Annotated in this window: 5 protein-coding genes; 4 read left to right on the top strand and 1 reads right to left on the bottom strand. The window is 43.1% G+C overall.

Going from position 1 to position 23,500, the window contains the following annotated elements; translation table 11 throughout:
• Positions 1 to 57 precede the first annotated feature (57 nt).
• Entirely contained in the window at positions 58 to 1,248 is a 1,191-nt protein-coding gene (gene sucC / locus QCQ61_RS09220) for an ADP-forming succinate--CoA ligase subunit beta (RefSeq protein WP_279447352.1), read from the bottom strand.
• Positions 1,249 to 1,443: 195 nt separating this feature from the next.
• On the opposite strand from sucC, the gene lysA reads away from it, so the two are divergent.
• The 4 genes from lysA (at position 1,444) to QCQ61_RS09240 (ending at position 23,424) form a co-directional block, all read left to right on the top strand.
• Entirely contained in the window at positions 1,444 to 2,649 is a 1,206-nt protein-coding gene (lysA, locus tag QCQ61_RS09225; protein ID WP_279447353.1) for a diaminopimelate decarboxylase, read from the top strand.
• A gap of 159 nt (positions 2,650 to 2,808) precedes the next feature.
• Positions 2,809 to 3,000, top strand: coding sequence for a cold-shock protein (locus QCQ61_RS09230; RefSeq protein WP_026451656.1), 192 nt, complete (start codon positions 2,809 to 2,811; stop codon positions 2,998 to 3,000).
• 157 nt (positions 3,001 to 3,157) lie between these two features.
• A complete protein-coding gene (locus tag QCQ61_RS09235) occupies positions 3,158 to 9,904 on the top strand; it encodes a M36 family metallopeptidase (RefSeq protein ID WP_279447355.1) in 6,747 nt (2,248 codons plus the stop codon).
• Between the two features lie 194 nt (positions 9,905 to 10,098).
• Entirely contained in the window at positions 10,099 to 23,424 is a 13,326-nt protein-coding gene (locus QCQ61_RS09240; RefSeq protein WP_279447356.1) for an HYR domain-containing protein, read from the top strand.
• The last annotated feature ends 76 nt before the right edge of the window (positions 23,425 to 23,500 follow it).

Genomic DNA, 23,500 nt, shown 5'->3' on the forward strand with positions numbered 1-23,500 from the left:
TCAAAAAAAAGCCCTTGCAGTTGCGAAGGGCTTTTTACTTTATACTGCTCTTTTTTTTTAAGAAAGTACTGCCTTCACTTTATCGGCAGCTTCCTGAAATTCAATGGCACTTTGAACGTCTAAGCCACTGCTGTCTATTAATTCTTTTGCAATATCGGCATTGGTGCCTTGCAGGCGCACAATAATAGGTACGTTTATGGTTCCCATATTTTTATAGGCATCAACAATTCCTTGGGCCACACGATCGCAACGAACAATCCCGCCGAAGATATTTACTAAAATTGCCTTTACATTCGGATCTTTTAAAATAAGTTTAAAAGCTGCTTCAACGCGTTCGGCATTTGCGGTACCGCCCACGTCAAGGAAGTTTGCGGGTTCGCCACCAGCTTGCTTTATAAGGTCCATCGTGGCCATTGCAAGTCCGGCTCCATTTACCATACAACCAACGTTTCCGTCAAGGTCAACGTAGTTTAAGCCTTTTTCTTGAGCCTCAACCTCTACAGCATTTTCTTCGCGAATGTCGCGCATAGCCATATAATCTTTATGACGGTAAAGCGCATTGTCGTCTAGACTCACCTTCGCATCAACGGCAATTATTCTATCGTCGCTTGTTTTTAAAACTGGATTGATTTCAAACAAAGACGAGTCAGACTCGCTATAAGCTTTGTAAAGCGCGCTAACAAATTTTGTCATTTCTTTAAACGCTTTTCCGCTCAACCCAAGGTTAAAAGCTACTCTTCGGGCTTGAAAACCTAAAAGGCCTACGGCTGGATCAATTTCTTCGGTAAAAATTAAATGAGGCGTTTCTTCGGCAACTGTTTCAATATCCATTCCCCCTTCGGTAGAATACATAATCATGTTTCTTCCAGTGGAACGGTTTAAAAGAACGCTCATATAATATTCTTCCGGCTCATTGTCGCCGGGATAATAAACATCTTCGGCAATTAGTACCTGATGTACTTTTTTACCTTCGGCAGAAGTTTGCGGCGTTACAAGGTTCATTCCAATTATATCGCCGGCAATAGTTTCAACTTCTTGCAAGTTTTTTGCAAGCTTTACACCGCCACCTTTTCCACGGCCACCAGCGTGAACTTGTGCCTTTATAACGTGCCAGCCCGTTCCGGTATCTTTTGTAAGTTTTTTTGCGGCTTCCACAGCTTCTTTCGGAGTTGTTGCCACGATACCGCGCTGTATTTCAACGCCAAAACTGTTTAAAATTTCTTTTCCCTGATATTCGTGTAAATTCATAGTATCGGTTTTGTACTTGTTTATGGAATGCAAAAATAACAAATGTGATAGGATTGCGCTAATGTTTTTTAAGGCATTAATTCACAACCTTCAGAATGCTTTTTTAAAATTGAAAAATTATGGAAGTATTCGCTAAATATTAAAGGGTTCATCACTATTTTTACGCCCTAATTTTTAAAAATTTATTCTTTAACAATGAAAAATCAAGACCTTTTGGCAATTGCCCAAGAATTCGGAAGCCCTGTTTATGTTTATGACGCCGCAAAAATTGAAAAGCAGTATAAACGTTTAACCAGCGCTTTTGAAAAGGTGGAACGTTTAAAGATAAATTATGCCGTTAAGGCGCTCTCAAATATTTCAGTATTAAAGTTGCTCATTAATATGGGGAGTGGTCTAGATACTGTTTCAATTCAAGAAGTGATGCTTGGTTTGGAAGCTGGTGCAAAACCTGAGGACATTATTTACACACCCAACGGAATTTCGCTCGAAGAAATTGAAAAAGCGGCGCAACTGGGCGTGCAGATTAATATTGACAATCTTTCCATATTAGAACAATTTGGAACCAACCACCCGCAAACACCTGTGTGTATTCGTATAAACCCTCACGTAATGGCTGGTGGAAATGCAAATATTTCGGTAGGGCATATTGATAGTAAATTTGGAATTTCAATCCATCAGATGCCGCTCTTAAAAAGAATTGTTGAAAATACCGGAATGAACATCAACGGAATCCATATGCACACCGGTAGCGATATTTTAGATATTGATGTTTTTCTTTACGCCTCGGAAATACTTTTTAATGCGGCCGAAAATTTTGATAATTTAGAATTTATCGACTTCGGAAGTGGTTTTAAAGTACCTTATAAAGAAGGCGATATTGAAACAAATGTAGAAGAATTGGGTGAAAAGCTGAGCAAACGATTTAACGATTTTTGTAAAAAATACGGAAAAAATCTAACCCTCGCTTTTGAGCCAGGCAAGTTTTTAGTTAGCGAGGCAGGACAATTTTTGGTGAAAGTAAACGTGATAAAACAAACTACTTCTACCGTATTTGCGCAAGTTGATAGCGGATTTAACCATTTAATCCGGCCAATGTTATACGGCTCACAACACGAAATAGTAAATATTTCCAGACCGAAAGGTAGAGATCGCTTTTATACAGTAACAGGTTATATTTGCGAAACCGATACCTTTGCCAACAATCGCCGTATTCCAGAAATACAGGAAGGCGATATACTTTCATTTCATAACGCCGGTGCGTACTGCTTCACTATGGCCAGCAATTATAATTCTAGATATCGCCCCTCAGAAATACTTTGGTATAATGAAAAAGCACACCTGATACGAAAAAGAGAAACTTTTGATGATATTTTAAAAAATCAAATTGCAATTGAATTATGAGCCACTCGAGCAAAAAGAATTGAGTAATTGGCACAGAAAGCGTTAAATTTTGGAGATTTTTGTATTTATTTTCAATCAAAAAATAAATATTCTAAAAAAGCTTATATGTAAATAAAAACCCTATCTTTGCCGCTTATATTAATTATTTATTTAAATACAATGAACAAAGGAACAGTAAAATTCTTCAACGACACCAAAGGTTTTGGTTTTATCACTGAAGAAGGAACCAACAAAGAACATTTTGTACACATTTCAGGCCTAATCGACGAAGTTCGCGAAGGTGACGAAGTAGAATTTGATCTTCAAGAAGGTAAAAAAGGATTGAACGCGGTTAACGTAAAAGTACTTTAATACACACAATTTTTTTAAGTCAAAGCCTCCCAATCGGGAGGCTTTTTTTATGGATTCATTTTAAGGAAATGTTTTTTTTAAAATTTATTACTCATAACACATTGATTGTTAATATTTTGTTATAAATTTATACAACTAACAAAATAATTTCTTAATTATGAAAAAATTAACACTTCTCTTATTAGTGTTAAGCGCGATGCCTATTCAACTTTGCGCACAACACAAAAATCCCGAAAAAGAAAAGGAAGTAGCTCAATACGCTACAGAGTCTTCAACCATTTCGCTAAATCAACTTATTAAACAAAAAAGTAATACGTATGTTATTACGCAAGAACACGTAAGCCTCTTAAGTGGTATACGCCACGTTTATTTACGTCAGGCTATTAACGGTGTGGAAGTATTCGGTACCGAATCTAGTGTACATTTAGATAAAACCGGAAAAGTTCTGATGGAGCACAATTCCTTTTTAAATGATGTAAAGGCTACACTTAAAGGTAGCTCGCAAGGAATTTCAGCAAGACAGGCTATTACTTCTGTAGCCGGCCAAATGGGTTATAAGATTTCAAACCTACAAGAATTGCAAAATAAAGGTGGAAAAAATAAAGCCGCCGTATTTAATAAAGCTGGAATATCATTGGTAGAAATACCGGTAAAATTAATGTACTATTATAGAGAAGGAGCTGGCACCCAACTAATTTGGGAACTTTCTATCGCAGAAACAACGTCAACCGATTGGTGGAATTTCCGCGTAGATGCTTCAACCGGAAAAATAATAGATAAAAATAATTGGACCGTTTCCTGTAACATTATGGATAAACATAATGAGCATTATCACGGTGAAAACGCAGTAAATTATACTACATTAATTGGTCCGATTACCGAAATTGAGGCCAGTTATATTTACGATGAAACACCTAAAAACCTAATCTCGGAAGTACCCGAAGCACTCGCGAGCGGATACCGGGTTTACGCAATGCCTGTTGAGTCTCCTAATCACGGTGCACGTTCCATGCAAGTTGATCCTGATGACGCGGTAGCTTCTCCTTTTGGATGGCACGATACAGATGGGGTAGCGGGACCAGAATTTACAGTTACCACAGGTAATAATGTAGATGCTCATAAGGGTATAGATCGCCCCGACGGAACAGCAGCATTAAACTTCGACTTTCCAATAGATTTAACACAAAACCCAGCTTTAAATACAGCGCCATATATAACTAACTTGTTTTATTGGAACAACATTATGCACGATGTACTGTATCAATATGGGTTTGATGAGGCTAGTGGAAACTTTCAGGAAAACAACTACTTACGCGGAGGGCTAGGATCAGACAGTGTAAATGCCAACGCTCAAGCGCCGGGTAACTGTAACGCTAATTTTGGTACGCCGGTAGATGGTTCTAACCCTACAATGAATATGTTTTTATGTAGCAATTCAACTCCAGCCCACGATGGCTCGTTAGATGCAGGCGTGGTAACTCACGAATATGGCCATGGTGTTTCTAACAGACTAACCGGTGGTGGTGGTAACGTTAGTTGTTTAAATAACGCAGAGCAAATGGGTGAAGGTTGGAGCGACTTTTACGGCTTGTTATTAACTATTGAACCTGGCGATACAGGTACAGATGCCCGTGGTGTAGGAACCTATTTATTAGGTCAACCAACAACTGGACCGGGTGTAAGAACCCAACGCTATAGTACCGATTTTGCTGTTAACAATCATACTTACGATGATATAAAAACCATGGCAATACCTCATGGTGTTGGTGAAGTTTGGGCAACGATGCTTTGGGATATGACTTGGGGCATTATAGCAACAGTTCCTTTTGATCCCGATGTTTATTATGGTAATGGAGGAAATAATGTGGCATTGGCCATTGTTACCGAAGGTTTAAAACTACAACCTTGCAGTCCTGGGTTTGTTGATGGTCGTGATGCTATTTTAGCTGCAGACCAAGCCTTATATGGCGGTGCCCATGTCTGCGCTATTTGGGAAGCTTTTGCAAGAAGAGGTCTAGGCTTTAGTGCGAGTCAAGGTTCATCTAGCAGTACAACGGACGGTACAGAAGCATTCGATTTACCACCAGGTTTTTCAAACTTAGATGTTATTGACGAAGTATGTATGTCCGCAGGAATTCAAACAGGATTAACCGGTGGAAGCCCTACGGGAGGTCATTATACTGGTTCGGGTGTAACAGATGATGGTAACGGTACTACTTTTACCTTCGACCCAACTTTTGGAGGTCCAGGCTTGGTAACTGTTACCTATACCGTAAACGACCCTTGTACTGGCAATCCAACAACACTTACCGATGATATAAATGTAACTAACGATCCACCTGTAATAATATGTAGAGGCTCTGGCGCGATTCCAATGACTGGATCGAGCTCAGATAGTCCTGGCTTGCCGATTCCAGATAATAACCCAACAGGCGTAACCGCGACAATGAATGTTACAGAAAATGTAACTATTACCGATTTAGATGTAGATATAAATATAAGCCACACTTGGGTAGGTGATATAATAGTTACATTAAAATCACCTGCAGGAACAACAGCCACAATTATAGACAGACCGGGAAGAACCACCAGTGGAGCAGGTTGTAGTAGAGATGATATTGATGCTACTTTAGACGATGAAGCTGCGACACCAGTTGAAACCGAATGTGCTACGGCAACGCCAACTATAGATGGGTCCTTTATACCAAACAATCCACTGTCTATTTTCGATGGTGAAAATACGGCTGGTATTTGGGAAGTTACCGTTTCAGACAACGCAGGTGCAGATACCGGAACATTAAATTCTTGGGCTATACATTATGACTATGAAGAATTAGCCCCAGTTTTAGATGTTACATTAGATGCTACTGGGAATGCAACGGTGAACGCAGCCGACTTCCTGTACAGTGTTACCGTAGATTGTGGAGGATATACAGTATTGGCCGGAGCTCCGTTGGGTGCAACCGTTAGTTTTACTTGCGCAGATATTGGTATGAATACCATCCCTGTTGAAGTTACCAATGATAATGGCGCTACTTCAACTTGTTCCGCACTTGTAAATGTAATAGGAGTAGCGGTTCCGAGCACTTTAACCTGTCCAGCAGATATTACCCAAAACAATGATCCTGGCACATGTGGCGCAAATATCACGGTGCCTATGGCAGTATTTGGTGCTGGATGCGGGTCTGGTAGTTGCATTCAAGTTGATGATATTGAAAGTTATACCCTAGGGCCAATTTTAGGTCAAAATGCAAATTGGGAAACTTGGACCCCAGGTACACCATCAGAAAGTGCCGAAGTTTCAACAGACCAAGCCCAAAGCGGAACAAAAAGTGTTAAAATTACTGGAGTTCCCGCCGGAGGACCGGTAGATCAAACCTATAGATTAGGCAATCTAGCCAGTGGAGTTTGGGAAGTAAAATATTCCATGTACATCCCTGTAGGCAATTCAGCATTTACCAACATTCAAAAATCTGAAACTTCAGGTACTGAATGGGCACATCAAATTCAATTTAACTCTGATGGAACAGCAAATTATCAAGTTGAAAATACGCTAAACCCATTTGTTTACCCACAAGGAGGCTGGTTTGAAGTTATGTTTTACATCGATTTAACAAATGATACCTGTGAGTTTTTTATTGATGGAACATCAATTATTACACACCCTTACAGTTCATTTAGTACCGGGATCGGAGGTTTAAGTACTATTGGTTCTATAAATTTTTTCCCTAGAACTAACGAATTTGGAACTGATCCAAATCCAACCGCCACTCCATTGTTTTATATAGACGACCTAAGTTTATGTGTTGTTCCTATTAATGATTATAACAATACAGCAGATGCCAGTGATACATATCCAGTTGGAAGTACAAACGTGGTTTGGACAGCCATAGATCAAGCAGGCGCTAGTTATTCCTGTACTCAAGTAATTACTGTAAATGATGTAGAGGATCCGGTAATTTCTTGTCCAGCCAATGTGATTGTTAATAACGATCTAGGAAGTTGTGGCGCTATAGTTAATTATACTGCGCCTACAGCAACAGATAATTGTGGCGTTGCCAATACTTGCACAACCGAAGATTTTGAAACTTATGTATTGCCAACAGGAACTTCTGAAGTACTACCGGGAGTTACAACTTTAGATGAAAACACCGTTGCAAATGGGCAGGGTCCAGGTCTTGTTCAAGATGGTTGCGTATATCAAGTTCCATCCGGGTATTTTCAATGGAACGCTGCGGGATATTTTGGACAGGTAAATAAAAATATTGTAGGGAATACTACCAATACAATGAACCTTGTATACGATACTCCTGTATACTCAGTTAATTTTAATCTTAGTGCATTTAACGGCTTTGCCGACTCTGCCACGATAGAAGCTTTTGATGCCGGGGGTGTTTCGCTTGGAGTAGTAGGTCCTGTGGCAATTCCGGATGCTACACCCGTTCCGGTTTCTTTTGCTATTCCAGGTATTAAAACTATTACAATTGTCGGATCACGGGGGTGGACTCCGTTGCTTAACGACCATGTATTTTGTTTTAGTAGCGTACTTGTTCCCGTACAGACCGCAGGTTTACCTAGCGGAAGCAATTTCCCAGTAGGAACAACTACAAATACATTTGTTGTTACCGATGGTGCTGGAAATTCAGCAACTTGTAGTTTTGATGTAACAGTAAACGATACCGAAGCGCCAACTGCTAGTTGTGTTGCACCCTTTACTTTACAATTAGATGTTAATGGAGATGCAAGTATTACTGCTGCAGATATTGATGCTGGAAGTACAGATAACTGCGCCATTGCGTCAGTAAGTATCGCGCCGAGCAACTTTACTTGCGCAGATGTAGGACCAAATACAGTAACACTCACCGTAACCGATACTAGCGGAAATGTTTCAACCTGTACAACTATTGTAACAGTTGAAGATAATGTGGCACCAACTGCCGTATGCCAACCATTTACCGCCCAATTAGATGCCACAGGTAATGTAACAATTACTGGCGCCGACGTTGACGGTGGGTCTGCCGATGCCTGTGGAATTGCTTCACTTTCAGTTTCCCCGAACGCATTTACCTGCGCAGATGTTGGACCAAATACGGTAACACTCACCGTAACCGATGTAAACGGCAACGTTTCAACCTGTACAACAACGGTCACCGTTGAAGATAACGTTGCGCCGGTTGCAAACTGTGCTGCTCCGTTCACCCTTCAGTTGGATGCTTCGGGTAATGCAAGTATTACCGTTGGCGACATTGATGCCGGAAGCACCGATGCCTGTGGCATAGCGAGCACCACGATAGACAAATCCACGTTTACCTGCACGGATGTTGGACCAAATACGGTAACACTTACCGTAACCGATGTAAACGGAAACGTGTCAACCTGTACAACAACGGTTACCGTTGAGGATAGCATTGCGCCAACAATTATTTGCCCAGCAGACATTACCGCCAACACAGATGTGGGAGATTGTGCTGCAACGGTAACCTTTGTTACTCCGGTGGCTTTCGATAATTGCGGCATTGCAAGCGTCGTCCAAACAATGGGCGACCCAAGCGGAAGCAGTTTCCCGGTTGGCGTAAACACCATTGAATTCATCGCGACCGATGTAAACGGAAACACCAGCACCTGCAGTTTTACCATTACCGTAACGGATAACGAACCACCCACTATGGTCTGCCAGAATATCACCATTCAACTTGATGCGGCCGGTAACGCAACAATTACCCCGGCAGATGTTGATGGAGGTAGTTCCGATAACTGTGGAATAGCGACTTCATCAGTAAGTCCAAGTACGTTTGATTGTAGCGATGTTGGTACCAACAACGTGACGCTAACGGTGACCGATGTTCACGGAAATACGTCAACCTGTACCGCAATAGTAACCGTTGAGGATGTTACGGCGCCAGTAGCTGTTTGCCAGGACATCACGGTAGCGCTTGATGCGTCGGGCACGGTAACCATCGCAGGAATAGATGTTGACGGTGGAAGCACCGATGCCTGTGGCATTGCGAGCTACGACCTCGACATAGATACTTTTGATTGTTCAAATGTTGGTGACAATATTGTAACATTAACAGTAACCGATGTCAATGGAAACACGTCAACTTGTACCGCTACGGTAACTGTGGAAGACAATACCAGCCCGGTGTTAGTGTGTCAGGACTTCACCCTTGAACTTGGTGCCGATGGTACTGCCGTTCTTGACCCAAGTGATGTGATAGCCTCTAACGATGACGCCTGCGGAATCTTTGCCTCGGCAGTAGATATTACAAACTTTAGCTGTGCCGATATAGGAGCGCCAATTACGGTTCAAGTATTTACGATGGATGTAAACGGCAACCTTGCAACTTGTACAGCGCAAGTTACAGTGGTAGATTTATTAGCGCCGGTTATTACCTGCCCTGCAGATCAGACCGTTGATCCGGGACCTGGCAACATTTTCTATATCCTTCCAGATTACTTTGCAACGGGTGAAGCTACAGCAATAGACAACTGTACAGATCCGGTTACGTTAACCTCTCAGAGTCCGGCGGCAGGAACGCCACTCGCCGATGGTACGTACACCATTACATTTACTGCAGAGGATGCATATGGAAATGTTTCAACTTGTGATTTTGAACTTATCGTAGAAAGTGTATTGGGTGTAGGCGATAACAACGCAAATATTGGAAGCGTGCAAATGTATCCAAACCCAGCTAAAAACACAGTAATGATTGGAAACCCACAAAGCCTTTCTCTCGAAAATTTAAACATATTCGATATTAGAGGAAGAGTAGTGAAAACAATAGACCTAAGGAATATGGGCTCCGAAAAGGCTATTGATATTTCTGAATTAGCTGCGGCAACCTATATTGTAATAATAGAAGGTGAAAACGGCAGAATAACCAAAAGGCTTATAAAGGAGTAAGCGCTTAATTTTAATTTAATGGGAAACCCTTCCGAATTTATTCGGAAGGGTTTTTTAATATGCTTATTTCTCCACGCTTAACAGTGCTTGTAAGAGTTTTAACTTGCTTTAATATTTTTTTTAAGGATATATGATGACATGTTTACTCTTTTTTCGATGTAATACTATAACCAAATTATTAATTCCTGTCAATTATGAAAAATATACTCCTTCTTCTTCTATTCTCTTTCAGTATTTGTACCAATATACAAGCCCAAACCATCACTTGGACAGGCGCAATAGATGCAAATTACAGCAACGTCAATAATTGGAATCCAGCACAAGTGCCAACGGCCGTGAATGATGTTATAATACCTACAGCTAGTAATGTAGATGTAAATATCGACGCCTCCGTGAAGTCTATAACTATTCAAGGTACAGCGGTAGTTAACTTATTCAGTAATTTAACCTTTACTTCTCCTTCCTCTTCAGATACGGGCAGTGTAGTGAACTGGATTAGTTCTAGCATTTCGGGGGGAAGTACTTTTACGAATAATGGAACCTTCAATTTAACCACAACGAGCAATAAAAGCATAGTGGGCTCAACCACTATTAATAATGAAGGAAATTTCAATATTACAACTAGTGGCGATTTGTATATTACAGATGGCATATTCAATAACCAACTCTCGGGTGTAATAGATCTGCAGGAAGCAAATGGAAATATTACCTATTCAGGAGGAGGCAGTCATACATTAAACAATTATGGCCGAATAAAAAGAACAACCAATACGGGCACCGTTTATATTCAAACAGTTCTAAACAATAACAATGGGGTAATAGACGTAGAAATAGGTGACCTTATTTTAAACAGTCTTGTCCAAAATTTAACAGATGGAACTTATAATGTAAATGCCGGAAGTGTTTTACAATGGGGTTCTAACGCTACTTTAGCAGGTACCTTATCGGGAGTATTGGACGGAGAAATTGATTGGATCAATACCGTAACAGTGGCATCTGCTACAACAGCAACTTTTAATTTTACCGGAAATAGTGGTGTAAGCTGGTCTAATGGTGATCTAACTGGAGGTGGGACCTTAATTAATAAAAGTATAATTTTCTTACCCGGCACGAGTAATAAATTTATTTTCGGACTTACAAACCTAAATAATGAAGGTGATTTCAATATTACCGGCAGCGGCGATTTGTATATCACCGATGGGGTTTTTAACAACCAAATTTCCGGAGTTATTGATATGCAGGCAAACGACGGAAATTTTACCTATTCCGGTGCGGGTTCCAGAATATTAAACAATTCGGGGCTTATAAAACGAACTGCTACCACAGGTAATGCTCGAATCAATAATATCTTAAACAATAACGGGGGTACAATACGTGTAGAAACTGGTAACTTAATACTCGATGGTCTTGAAAATTACCTCAATAGCGGCACTTATAATATATTTAATGGAGCTATATTACAATGGGCGTCTAATACGTATTTAACGGGAACACTAACCGGTAATTTGGATGGTGAAATTAGCTGGATATCTAATGTGTTGGTTGCCAATCCAAATTCTGCCACCTTTGATTTTACTGGACCCAATGGTGTAAATTGGTATTCAGGTACCTTAAACGGTGGAGGCACTTTAATAAACAAAAGCCTTGTTTTTCTTACCAGTACTAACAACCGAATAATTACAGGACTAACAATTTTAAATAATGAAGGAGTTTTGGAAATTAAAGACAGTGGAGACTTGTATATTTCGGATGGTATTTTTAACAACCAAAATTCGGGTGTTATTGATTTGCAAGCAGCTGCTGGTAATATTACCTATTCCGGAGGTGCTTCAAGAGTGTTGAACAATGCAGGCCTTATTAAACGAACAACAACCTTGGGAGACGTAAAAATTGGCACCATTTTAAATAATAATAACGGAACCATATCTGTGGAAACTGGAAACTTAATTTTAGAATCGCTCGATAATAATTTAACAGATGGTACATATAATGTAGCTTCGGGAAGTGTTTTTCAGTGGGCGTCTAATACAATTTTGACGGGAACACTATCAGGGGTTTTAAATGGGGAGATAGCTTGGACAAGTTCGGTAACAGTGCCTGCTTCCATCTCAGCTACTTTTAACTTTACAGGAAGTAGTGGTGTACATTGGTCTAACGGAATACTTACAGGAGGTGGCACCCTAATAAATAAGAGTCTTATTTTTCAACAAACCACTAGTAACAAGCAAATTGTTGGACTCACAAATTTAAACAATGAGGGACTTTTCAATATAATGGGTAGTGGAGATTTATACATCTCTGATGGGGTTTTCAACAATCAAACTTCGGGCATTTTAGATTTACAAACAGCTGGGGGTAATATTTATTATTCTGGAGCCGCGTCACGGGTGCTAAATAATTTTGGACTCATAAAAAGAACAACAACCCCTGGAGATGCAAAAATTGGTGTTCTTCTAAATAATAATGACGGCACCTTAACCGTAGAGACTGGTAATTTAATTTTAGAATCGCTAGACAATAATTTATCCGATGGTACATATAATGTAGCTGCCGGAAGCATCTTGCAATGGGCATCAAATACTAATATTGCAGGAACTTTAACAGGTCTCTTAAATGGTGATATTTCTTGGATTAATACGGTAACAATTCCCGTTTCAACTACTGCAATATTTAATTTTTCGGGAACTAATGCGGTAAATTGGAGCTCAGGAAATCTTACAGGGGGTGGAACCTTAATAAACAAAAGTGTTATCTCTAGATCGACAACTAGCAATACTTCCATTCTTGGACTTACAACGATTAACAACGAAGGGAATTTCAATATGACGAGCTCAGGCGATCTTTATATTTCCGATGGTATTTTCAACAATCAGACTACTGGGGTTTTAGATTTTCAAGCAGATGCTGGAAATTTCACCTATAGCGGAGGTGGATCAACAGTCCTCAATAATTACGGCTTGATGAAAAAATCTGGAGGCACTGGATCTACTTATATTTATACCGATACCAAAAACTTTGGCAGTATTGATGTACAGTCTGGTACCTTCGATTTTGCAGATTCCGATCCATTTTCAAATAAAGTGGCTGGAGTCATCAAAGGGGTGGGTACAATAAATATTTCCAACACACCAAATTATACCAATGAAGGTATCTACGCCCCCGGTGCATCTCCCGGGAAATTAACCTTTGTGGGAACATATATCTCTGATGCAACTTCAGTTTTAGATATTGAAATAAACGGTTTAACACAAGTAACAGAATACGATTTGTTGGAAATTGTTGGAACCAATGCAATTTTTAATGGCAGTGTAAACCTTTCCTTAGGATTTGATGCCAGTGTAGGCGATTCGTTTACCATCGCTACGGTGAGTGGAACTATCGCTACTAAAAATTTGCAATCTCCTATTTATGCCGACTTTGGTTGTAAGCAACTTACTTTTAATATTACTTATCCGGGCGATAATGCGGTAGTGCTTACAGTTTCGGAGAAAAAGGATGTTATTCCGCCAGTAGTTATAACTCAGGATATTAGCGTGCAATTAGATGCTTCAGGAAATGTTTCAATAACGCCTTCGCAAATTGATAATGGATCTACCGATAATTGTACACTTCCCGCAAATCTAATTTTTAGTTTAGACCAAACCAGTTTCACTTGTGCCAATTTGGGCAGTAATACAGTTACACTTACAGTAACCGACGAAGCAGGCAATTCTGCTTCTGCGACTGCAATTGTAACGGTAGAAGATAATCTTCAGCCTATTCTGCAAGTTCAAAATATTACCGTACAACTGGATTCTAACGGGGATGCCACAATTACAGCCAACGATATTGATAACGGTACAACTGATAATTGTACAATTACTTCCCTAAGTATCGATATAGACACATTCAATTGCTCAAATATTGGCGCCAATACGGTCAATTTTTCTGCCGAAGATCAAAGTGGAAATATTTCTACAATTTCAGTAACAGTAACTGTAGAAGACAATATTGCGCCAACGGCGGTCTGCCAGAACATTACAGTTCAGTTAGACGCTACAGGAAACGCTACTATCGCAGCAGCCGATGTTGATGGCGGTAGTAGTGATGCCTGTGGCATTGCCACTATGAGTGTTTCTCCAAGCACTTTCACCTGTGCAGATATAGGCCCGAATACGGTTACATTAACCGTAATCGATGTTAACGGCAATTCAAATACATGCACTGCGGTAGTTACTGTAGAAGACAACATTGCGCCTACGGCGGTCTGCCAAAACATTACAGTTCAGTTAGACGCTACAGGAAACGCTACTATCGCTGCAGCGGATGTTGATGGTGGTAGTAGTGATGCCTGTGGCATTGCCTCTATGAGTGTTTCACCAAGCACTTTCACCTGTGCTGATATAGGTCCAAATACGGTTACATTAACCGTAACCGATGTAAACGGCAATACAAATACATGTACTGCAGTGGTTACAGTTGAAGACAATGTTTCACCAACGGTGGTCTGCCAAAACATTACAGTTCAGTTAGACGCTACAGGAAACGCTACTATCGCTGCAGCCGATGTTGATGGTGGTAGTGGTGATGCCTGCGGCATTGCCTCTATGAGTGTTTCACCAAGCGTTTTTACCTGTGCTGATGTAGGTCCAAATACGGTTACATTAACCGTAACCGATATAAACGGCAATTCAAATACATGCACTGCGGTAGTTACTGTAGAAGACAACATTGCGCCAACGGCGGTCTGCCAGAACATTACAGTTCAATTAGACAATACAGGAAACGCTACTATCGCTGCAGCCGATGTTGATGGGGGTAGTAGTGATGCCTGTGGCATTGCTTCTATGAGTGTTTCTCCAAGCACTTTCACCTGCGCCAACATAGGACCCAATACGGTAACACTCACCGTAACCGATGTAAATGGCGACGTTTCAACCTGTACAACAACGGTTACCGTTGCGGATAACGTTGCGCCGGTTGCAACCTGTGCCGCACCGTTCACCCTTCCATTGGATGCTACGGGTAATGCAAGTATAACCGTGGGCGACGTTGACGCCGGAAGTACCGATGCCTGTGGCATTGCGAGCGCTACGATAGATAAATCCACGTTTACCTGCGCGGATGTTGGCTCGAACACTGTTACACTCACCGTAACCGATGTAAACGGCAATGTTTCTACCTGTACTTCAACCGTTACGGTAACCGATCCGCTATCTGCCTGTAATCAATTTCCTGTGGCCGTATGTCAACCCGTAACCGTAAATGCCGATACAAGTTGCCAGGGTACAGCAGTTGCCTCAGACTTTGACGGAGGTTCCACCGACCCCAATGGCGATCCACTTACATTTTCGGTTAGTCCAGCAGGACCCTATCCACTGGGGATTACCAATGTTACCCTATCTGTGAGTGATGGCACCAATACCTCAACCTGTACAACTACTATTGAAGTACTGGATAATACACCCCCGGCAATTGTATGTCCAACTAATATTATTAAGAGTAACGACCCAGGAATCTGCGGTGCGGTAATAATCTATACCACTCCCGTTGGTACCGACAATTGTACCGGTGCCACTACTTCGCAGACCGCTGGCTTGCCTTCAGGCGCTACCTTCCCCATTGGAACAACCACCAACACTTTTGTGGTTACCGATGGAGCCGGACTTCAATCTACGTGTAGTTTTGATGTAACAGTAAACGATACCGAAGCCCCCGTAGCAAACTGCGCTGCACCGTTCACCCTTCAATTGGATGCCAGTGGAAACGCTTCAATTACCGTTGCCGATATTGAAAATGGGAGCACCGACAATTGTGGTATTGCGACTACTTCCATAGATAAGTCAACATTCAGCTGCGCCAACATAGGACCTAATACGGTGACACTCACCGTAACCGATGTAAACGGTAATACTTCAACCTGTACAACAGTTGTAACCGTTGAAGACACCGTAGCCCCAGTAGCAAATTGCGCTGCACCGTTTACAATTCAATTGGATGCAACTGGAAACGCCAGTATCACCGTGGGCGACATTGACGCCGGAAGTACCGATGCCTGTGGCATTGCGAGCGCTACGATAGATAAATCCACGTTTACCTGCGCGGATGTTGGCTCGAACATTGTTACACTCACCGTAACCGATGTAAACGGCAATGTTTCTACCTGTACTTCAACCGTTACGGTAACCGATCCGCTATCTGCCTGTAATCAATTTCCTGTGGCCGTATGTCAACCCGTAACCGTAAATGCCGATACAAGTTGCCAGGGTACAGCAGTTGCCTCAGACTTTGACGGAGGTTCCACCGACCCCAATGGCGATCCACTTACATTTTCGGTTAGTCCAGCAGGACCCTATCCACTGGGGATTACCAATGTTACCCTATCTGTGAGTGATGGTACCAATACCTCAACCTGTACAACTACTATTGAAGTACTGGATAACACACCCCCGGCAATTGTATGTCCAACTAATATTATTAAGAGTAACGACCCAGGAATCTGCGGTGCGGTAATAATCTATACCACTCCCGTTGGTACCGACAATTGTACCGGTGCCACTACTTCGCAGACCGCTGGCTTGCCTTCAGGCGCTACCTTCCCCATTGGAACAACCACCAACACTTTTGTGGTTACCGATGGAGCCGGACTTCAATCTACGTGTAGTTTTGATGTAACAGTAAACGATACCGAAGCCCCCGTAGCAAACTGCGCTGCACCGTTCACCCTTCAATTGGATGCCAGTGGAAACGCTTCAATTACCGTTGCCGATATTGAAAATGGGAGCACCGACAATTGTGGTATTGCGACTACTTCCATAGATAAGTCAACGTTCAGCTGTGCCAACATAGGACCCAATACGGTGACACTCACCGTAACCGATGTAAACGGTAATACTTCAACCTGTACAACAGTTGTAACCGTTGGGGACAACGTTGCGCCGGTTGCAAACTGTGCTGCACCGTTCACCCTTCAGTTGGATGCTTCGGGTAACGCCAGTATCACCGTGGGCGACATTGACGCCGGAAGTACCGATGCCTGTGGCATTGCGAGCGCTACGATAGATAAATCCACGTTTACCTGCGCGGATGTTGGCTCGAACACTGTTACACTCACCGTAACCGATGTAAACGGCAATGTTTCTACCTGTACAACAACGGTTACGGTAACCGATCCGCTATCTGCCTGTAATCAATTTCCTGTGGCCGTATGTCAACCCGTAACCGTAAATGCCGATACAAGTTGCCAGGGTACAGCAGTTGCCTCAGACTTTGACGGAGGTTCCACCGACCCCAATGGCGATCCACTTACATTTTCGGTTAGTCCAGCAGGACCCTATCCACTGGGGATTACCAATGTTACCCTATCTGTGAGTGATGGTACCAATACCTCAACCTGTACAACTACTATTGAAGTACTGGATAACACACCCCCGGCAATTGTATGTCCAACTAATATTATTAAGAGTAACGACCCAGGAATCTGCGGTGCGGTAATAATCTATACCACTCCCGTTGGTACCGACAATTGTACCGGTGCCACTACTTCGCAGACCGCTGGCTTGCCTTCAGGCGCTACCTTCCCCATTGGCACGACCACCAACACTTTTGTGGTTACCGATGGAGCCGGACTTCAATCTACGTGTAGTTTTGATGTAACAGTAAACGATACCGAAGCTCCCGTAGCAAACTGCGCCGCACCGTTCACCCTTCAACTGGATGCCAGTGGAAACGCCTCAATTACCGTTGCCGATATTGAAAATGGCAGCACCGACAATTGTGGTATTGCGACTACTTCCATAGATAAGTCAACGTTCAGCTGCGCCAACATAGGACCTAATACGGTGACACTCACCGTAACCGATGTAAACGGTAATACTTCAACCTGTACAACAGTTGTAACCGTTGAAGACACCGTAGCCCCAGTAGCAAACTGTGCCGCGCCGTTTACCCTTCAATTGGATGCAACAGGAAACGCAAGTATTACCGTTGGCGATATTGACGCTGGAAGCACCGATGCCTGTGGAATCGCAACAACTACAATTGATAAAATGAATTTCACCTGCGCGGATGTAGGTCCGAATACGATTACCTTAACCGTCACCGATGTAAACGGAAATACTTCAACCTGTACAACAACGGTTACTGTTGAAGACAATGTTGCCCCCGTTGCAACCTGTACCGCACCGTTCACCCTTCAGTTAGATGCTTCGGGTAACGCCAGTATCACCGTGGGCGACATTGACGCCGGAAGTACCGATGCCTGTGGCATTGCGAGCGCTACGATAGATAAATCCACGTTTATCTGTGCTGATGTTGGCTCGAACACTGTTACACTCACCGTAACCGATGTAAACGGCAACGTTTCTACCTGTACAACAGTTGTAACAGTTGAAGACAATGTTGCGCCGGTTGCAAACTGTGCTGCACCGTTCACCCTTCAGTTGGATGCTTCGGGTAATGCAAGTATCACCGTGGGCGATATTGACGCCGGAAGCACCGATGCCTGTGGCATAGCAACTACAACAATCGATAAATCCACTTTTACCTGTGCAGATGTAGGTCCGAACACGATTACCTTAACCGTAACCGATGTAAACGGAAATGTTTCAACCTGTACAACAACGGTTACCGTTGAAGACAATGTTGCTCCCGTAGCAAACTGTGCTGCGCCGTTCACCCTTCAATTGGATGCAACAGGAAACGCAAGTATTACCGTTGGCGATATTGACGCCGGAAGCACTGATGCCTGCGGTATCGCAACAACTACAATAGACAAGTCAACATTCACCTGTGCAGATGTAGGTCCAAATACGATTACCTTAACGGTAACCGATGTAAACGGTAATACTTCAACCTGTACAACAGTTGTAACAGTTGAAGACAATGTTGCTCCCGTAGCAAACTGTGCTGCACCATTTACGATTCAATTGGATGCGACAGGAAACGCAAGCATAACCGTTGGTGATATTGACGCCGGAAGTACCGATGCCTGTGGCATAGCGAGCGCTACGATAGATAAATCCACGTTTACCTGCGCGGATGTTGGGCCGAACACTGTTACACTCACCGTAACCGATGTAAATGGCAATGTTTCTACCTGTACAACAGTTGTAACCGTTGAAGACAATGTTGCGCCGGTTGCAAACTGTGCTGCACCGTTCACCCTTCAGTTGGATGCTTCGGGTAATGCAAGTATCACCGTGGGCGACATTGACGCCGGAAGTACCGATGCCTGTGGCATAGCGAGCACTACGATAGATAAATCCACGTTTACTTGTGCTGATGTAGGTCCAAACACGATTACCTTAACCGTAACCGATGTAAACGGAAATACTTTAACCTGTACAACAGTGGTAACCGTTGAAGACAATGTTGCACCAGTAGCAAACTGTGCTGCGCCGTTCACCCTTCAATTGGATGCAACAGGAAACGCAAGTATTACCGTTGGCGATATTGACGCTGGAAGCACTGATGCCTGCGGTATCGCAACAACTACAATAGACAAGTCAACATTCACCTGTGCAGATGTAGGTCCGAATACGATTACCTTAACCGTCACCGATGTAAACGGAAATACTTCAACCTGTACAACAGTTGTAACAGTTGAAGACAATGTTGCCCCCGTTGCAACCTGTACCGCACCGTTCACCCTTCAGTTAGATGCTTCGGGTAACGCCAGTATCACCGTGGGCGACATTGACGCCGGAAGTACCGATGCCTGTGGAATCGCAACAACTACAATTGATAAATCCACATTCACCTGTGCAGATGTAGGTCCGAATACGATTACCTTAACGGTAACCGATGTAAACGGTAATACTTCAACCTGTACAACAGTGGTAACCGTTGAAGACAATGTTGCTCCAGTAGCAAACTGTGCCGCTCCATTTACGATTCAATTGGATGCAACCGGAAACGCCAGCATCACCGTTGGTGATATTGACTCTGGAAGCACCGATGCCTGTGGAATCGCAACAACCACAATAGACAAGTCAACATTCACTTGTGCAGATGTAGGTCCGAACACGATTACCTTAACGGTAACCGATGTAAACGGTAATACTTCAACCTGTACAACAGTGGTAACCGTTGAAGACACCGTAGCCCCAGTAGCAAACTGTGCCGCGCCGTTTACCCTTCAATTGGATGCAACAGGAAACGCCAGCATCACCGTTGGCGATATTGACGCTGGAAGCACCGATGCCTGCGGTATCGCAACAACTACAATAGACAAGTCAACATTCACCTGTGCAGACGTAGGTCCAAACACGATTACCTTAACCGTAACCGATGTAAACGGAAACGTGTCAACCTGTACAACAGTTGTAACCGTAGAAGACAACGTAGCACCAGTAGCAAACTGTGCTGCGCCGTTCACCCTTCAATTGGATGCAACCGGAAACGCAAGCATTACCGTTGGCGATATTGACGCTGGAAGCACCGATGCCTGTGGCATAGCAACGACTACAATTGATAAAATGAATTTCACTTGTGCAGATGTAGGTCCAAACACGATTACCTTAACGGTAACTGATGTAAATGGAAACGTTTCTACTTGTACAACAGTTGTAACAGTTGAAGACAATGTTGCTCCCGTAGCAAACTGTGCCGCACCATTTACGATTCAATTGGATGCAACCGGAAACGCAAGCATCACCGTTGGCGATATTGACGCTGGAAGCACCGATGCCTGCGGTATCGCAACAACCACAATTGATAAATCCACATTCACCTGTGCAGATGTAGGTCCGAACACGATTACCTTAACCGTAACCGATGTAAACGGAAATGTTTCAACCTGTACGACAGTGGTAACCGTTGAAGACAATGTTGCTCCCGTAGCAAACTGTGCTGCGCCGTTCACCCTTCAATTGGATGCAACAGGAAACGCAAGTATTACCGTTGGCGATATTGACGCTGGAAGCACTGATGCCTGCGGTATCGCAACAACTACAATAGACAAGTCAACATTCACTTGTGCAGATGTAGGTCCGAACACGATTACCTTAACCGTAACCGATGTAAACGGAAACGTTTCTACCTGTACAACAGTGGTAACCGTTGAAGACAACGTTGCGCCGGTTGCAACTTGTGCTGCTTCGTTCACCCTTCAATTGGATGCTACCGGAAACGCAAGCATCACCGTTGGCGATATTGACGCTGGAAGCACTGATGCCTGCGGAATCGCAACAACTACAATTGATAAATCCACATTCACCTGTGCAGATGTAGGTCCGAATACGATTACCTTAACGGTAACCGATGTAAACGGTAATGTTTCAACCTGTACAACAGTGGTAACCGTTGAAGACAATGTTGCTCCAGTAGCAAACTGTGCCGCTCCATTTACGATTCAATTGGATGCAACCGGAAACGCCAGCATCACCGTTGGTGATATTGACTCTGGAAGCACCGATGCCTGTGGAATCGCAACAACCACAATAGACAAGTCAACATTCACTTGTGCAGATGTAGGTCCGAACACGATTACCTTAACCGTAACCGATGTAAACGGAAACGTGTCAACCTGTACAACAGTTGTAACCGTTGAAGACAATGTTGCACCAGTAGCAAACTGTGCCGCACCATTTACGATTCAATTGGATGCAACCGGAAACGCCAGCATCACCGTTGGCGATATTGACGCTGGAAGCACCGATGCCTGCGGTATCGCAACAACTACAATAGACAAGTCAACATTCACCTGTGCAGACGTAGGTCCAAACACGATTACCTTAACCGTAACCGATGTAAACGGAAACGTGTCAACCTGTACAACAGTGGTAACTGTTGAAGACAATGTTGCTCCCGTAGCAAACTGTGCCGCACCGTTTACGATTCAATTGGATGCAACAGGAAACGCAAGTATTACCGTTGGCGATATTGACGCTGGAAGCACCGATGCCTGTGGAATCGCAACAACTACAATAGACAAATCAACATTCACCTGTGCAGACGTAGGTCCAAACACGATTACTTTAACGGTAACCGATGTAAATGGAAACGTTTCTACTTGTACAACAGTGGTAACAGTTGAAGATAGCATTGCACCAACAATTATTTGCCCAGCAGACATTACCGCCAACACAGATGCGGGAGATTGTTTTGCAACGGTAACCTTTGTTACCCCGGTAGCATTTGATAATTGCGGCATTGCAAGCGTCGTCCAAACTATGGGCGATCCAAGCGGAAGCGGTTTCCCGGTTGGCGTAAACACCATTGAATTCACCGCGACCGATGTAAATGGAAACACTAGCACCTGCAGCTTCACCATTACGGTGACAGATAACGAACCACCCACTATGGTCTGCCAGAATATCACCATTCAACTTGATGCAGCCGGTAACGCAACAATTACCCCGGCAGATGTTGATGGAGGTAGTTCCGATAACTGTGGAATAGCGACTTCATCAGTAAGTCCAAGTACGTTTGATTGTAGCGATGTTGGTACCAACAACGTGACGCTAACGGTGACCGATGTTCACGGAAATACGTCAACCTGTACCGCAATAGTAACCGTTGAGGATGTTACGGCGCCAGTAGCTGTTTGCCAGGACATCACGGTAGCGCTTGATGCGTCCGGAACTGTAACCATCGCAGGAATAGATGTTGACGGCGGAAGCACCGATGCCTGTGGCATTGCGAGCTACGACCTCGACATAGATACTTTTGATTGTTCAAATGTTGGTGACAACATTGTAACATTAACTGTAACCGATGTAAACGGAAACACGTCAACTTGTACCGCTACGGTAACTGTGGAGGATAATACCAGCCCGGTATTAGTGTGTCAGGACTTTACGCTTGAACTGGGTGCCGATGGTACTGCCGTTCTTGACCCAAGTGATGTGATAGCCTCCAACGACGATGCCTGCGGAATCTTTGCCTCGGCGGTAGATATTACAAACTTTAGCTGTGCAGATATAGGAGCGCCAATTACGGTTCAAGTATTTACAATGGATGTAAACGGCAACCTTGCAACTTGTACAGCGCAAGTTACGGTTGTAGACTTACTAGCGCCGGTTATTACCTGCCCTGCAGATCAAACAGTTGATCCGGGACCTGGAAATATTTTCTATATCCTTCCAGATTACTTTGCAACGGGTGAAGCTACAGCAATAGACAACTGTACAGATCCGATTACCTTAACCTCTCAGAGCCCGGCGGCAGGAACGCCACTATCGGACGGCACTTATACCATTTCGCTTACCGCCACCGATGCCTATGGCAACACCAGCACCTGCGACTTCGAGTTAATCGTTGAGAGCGAACTGGGGGTTGGCGATAATAGCTACGACCTTGGAAGCATTACGATGTATCCGGTACCGGCCAAGAATATTCTAAACATCGGCAATCCGAAGTTATTGGAATTGGAGCGACTGGAAATTTACGATCTAAGAGGTAGATTGGTACAAAGTGCAGACCTTCGAGGTATGGGCAATGTTAAACCAATAAACGTTGACCAACTTGCCGCTGCTTCCTATTATGTGAAGATAAAGGGTAAATACGGACAGACAACCAAACGCCTTTTAAAAGAGTAGTTTTAAAAGTGAATATAGAAAAGAAAACCCTTCCGTTACTAAATGGAAGGGTTTTTTTTAACTAATGCTTTTTTTA

It is taken from the genome of Aequorivita marisscotiae (assembly GCF_029814825.1).
Taxonomy (GTDB): domain Bacteria; phylum Bacteroidota; class Bacteroidia; order Flavobacteriales; family Flavobacteriaceae; genus Aequorivita; species Aequorivita marisscotiae.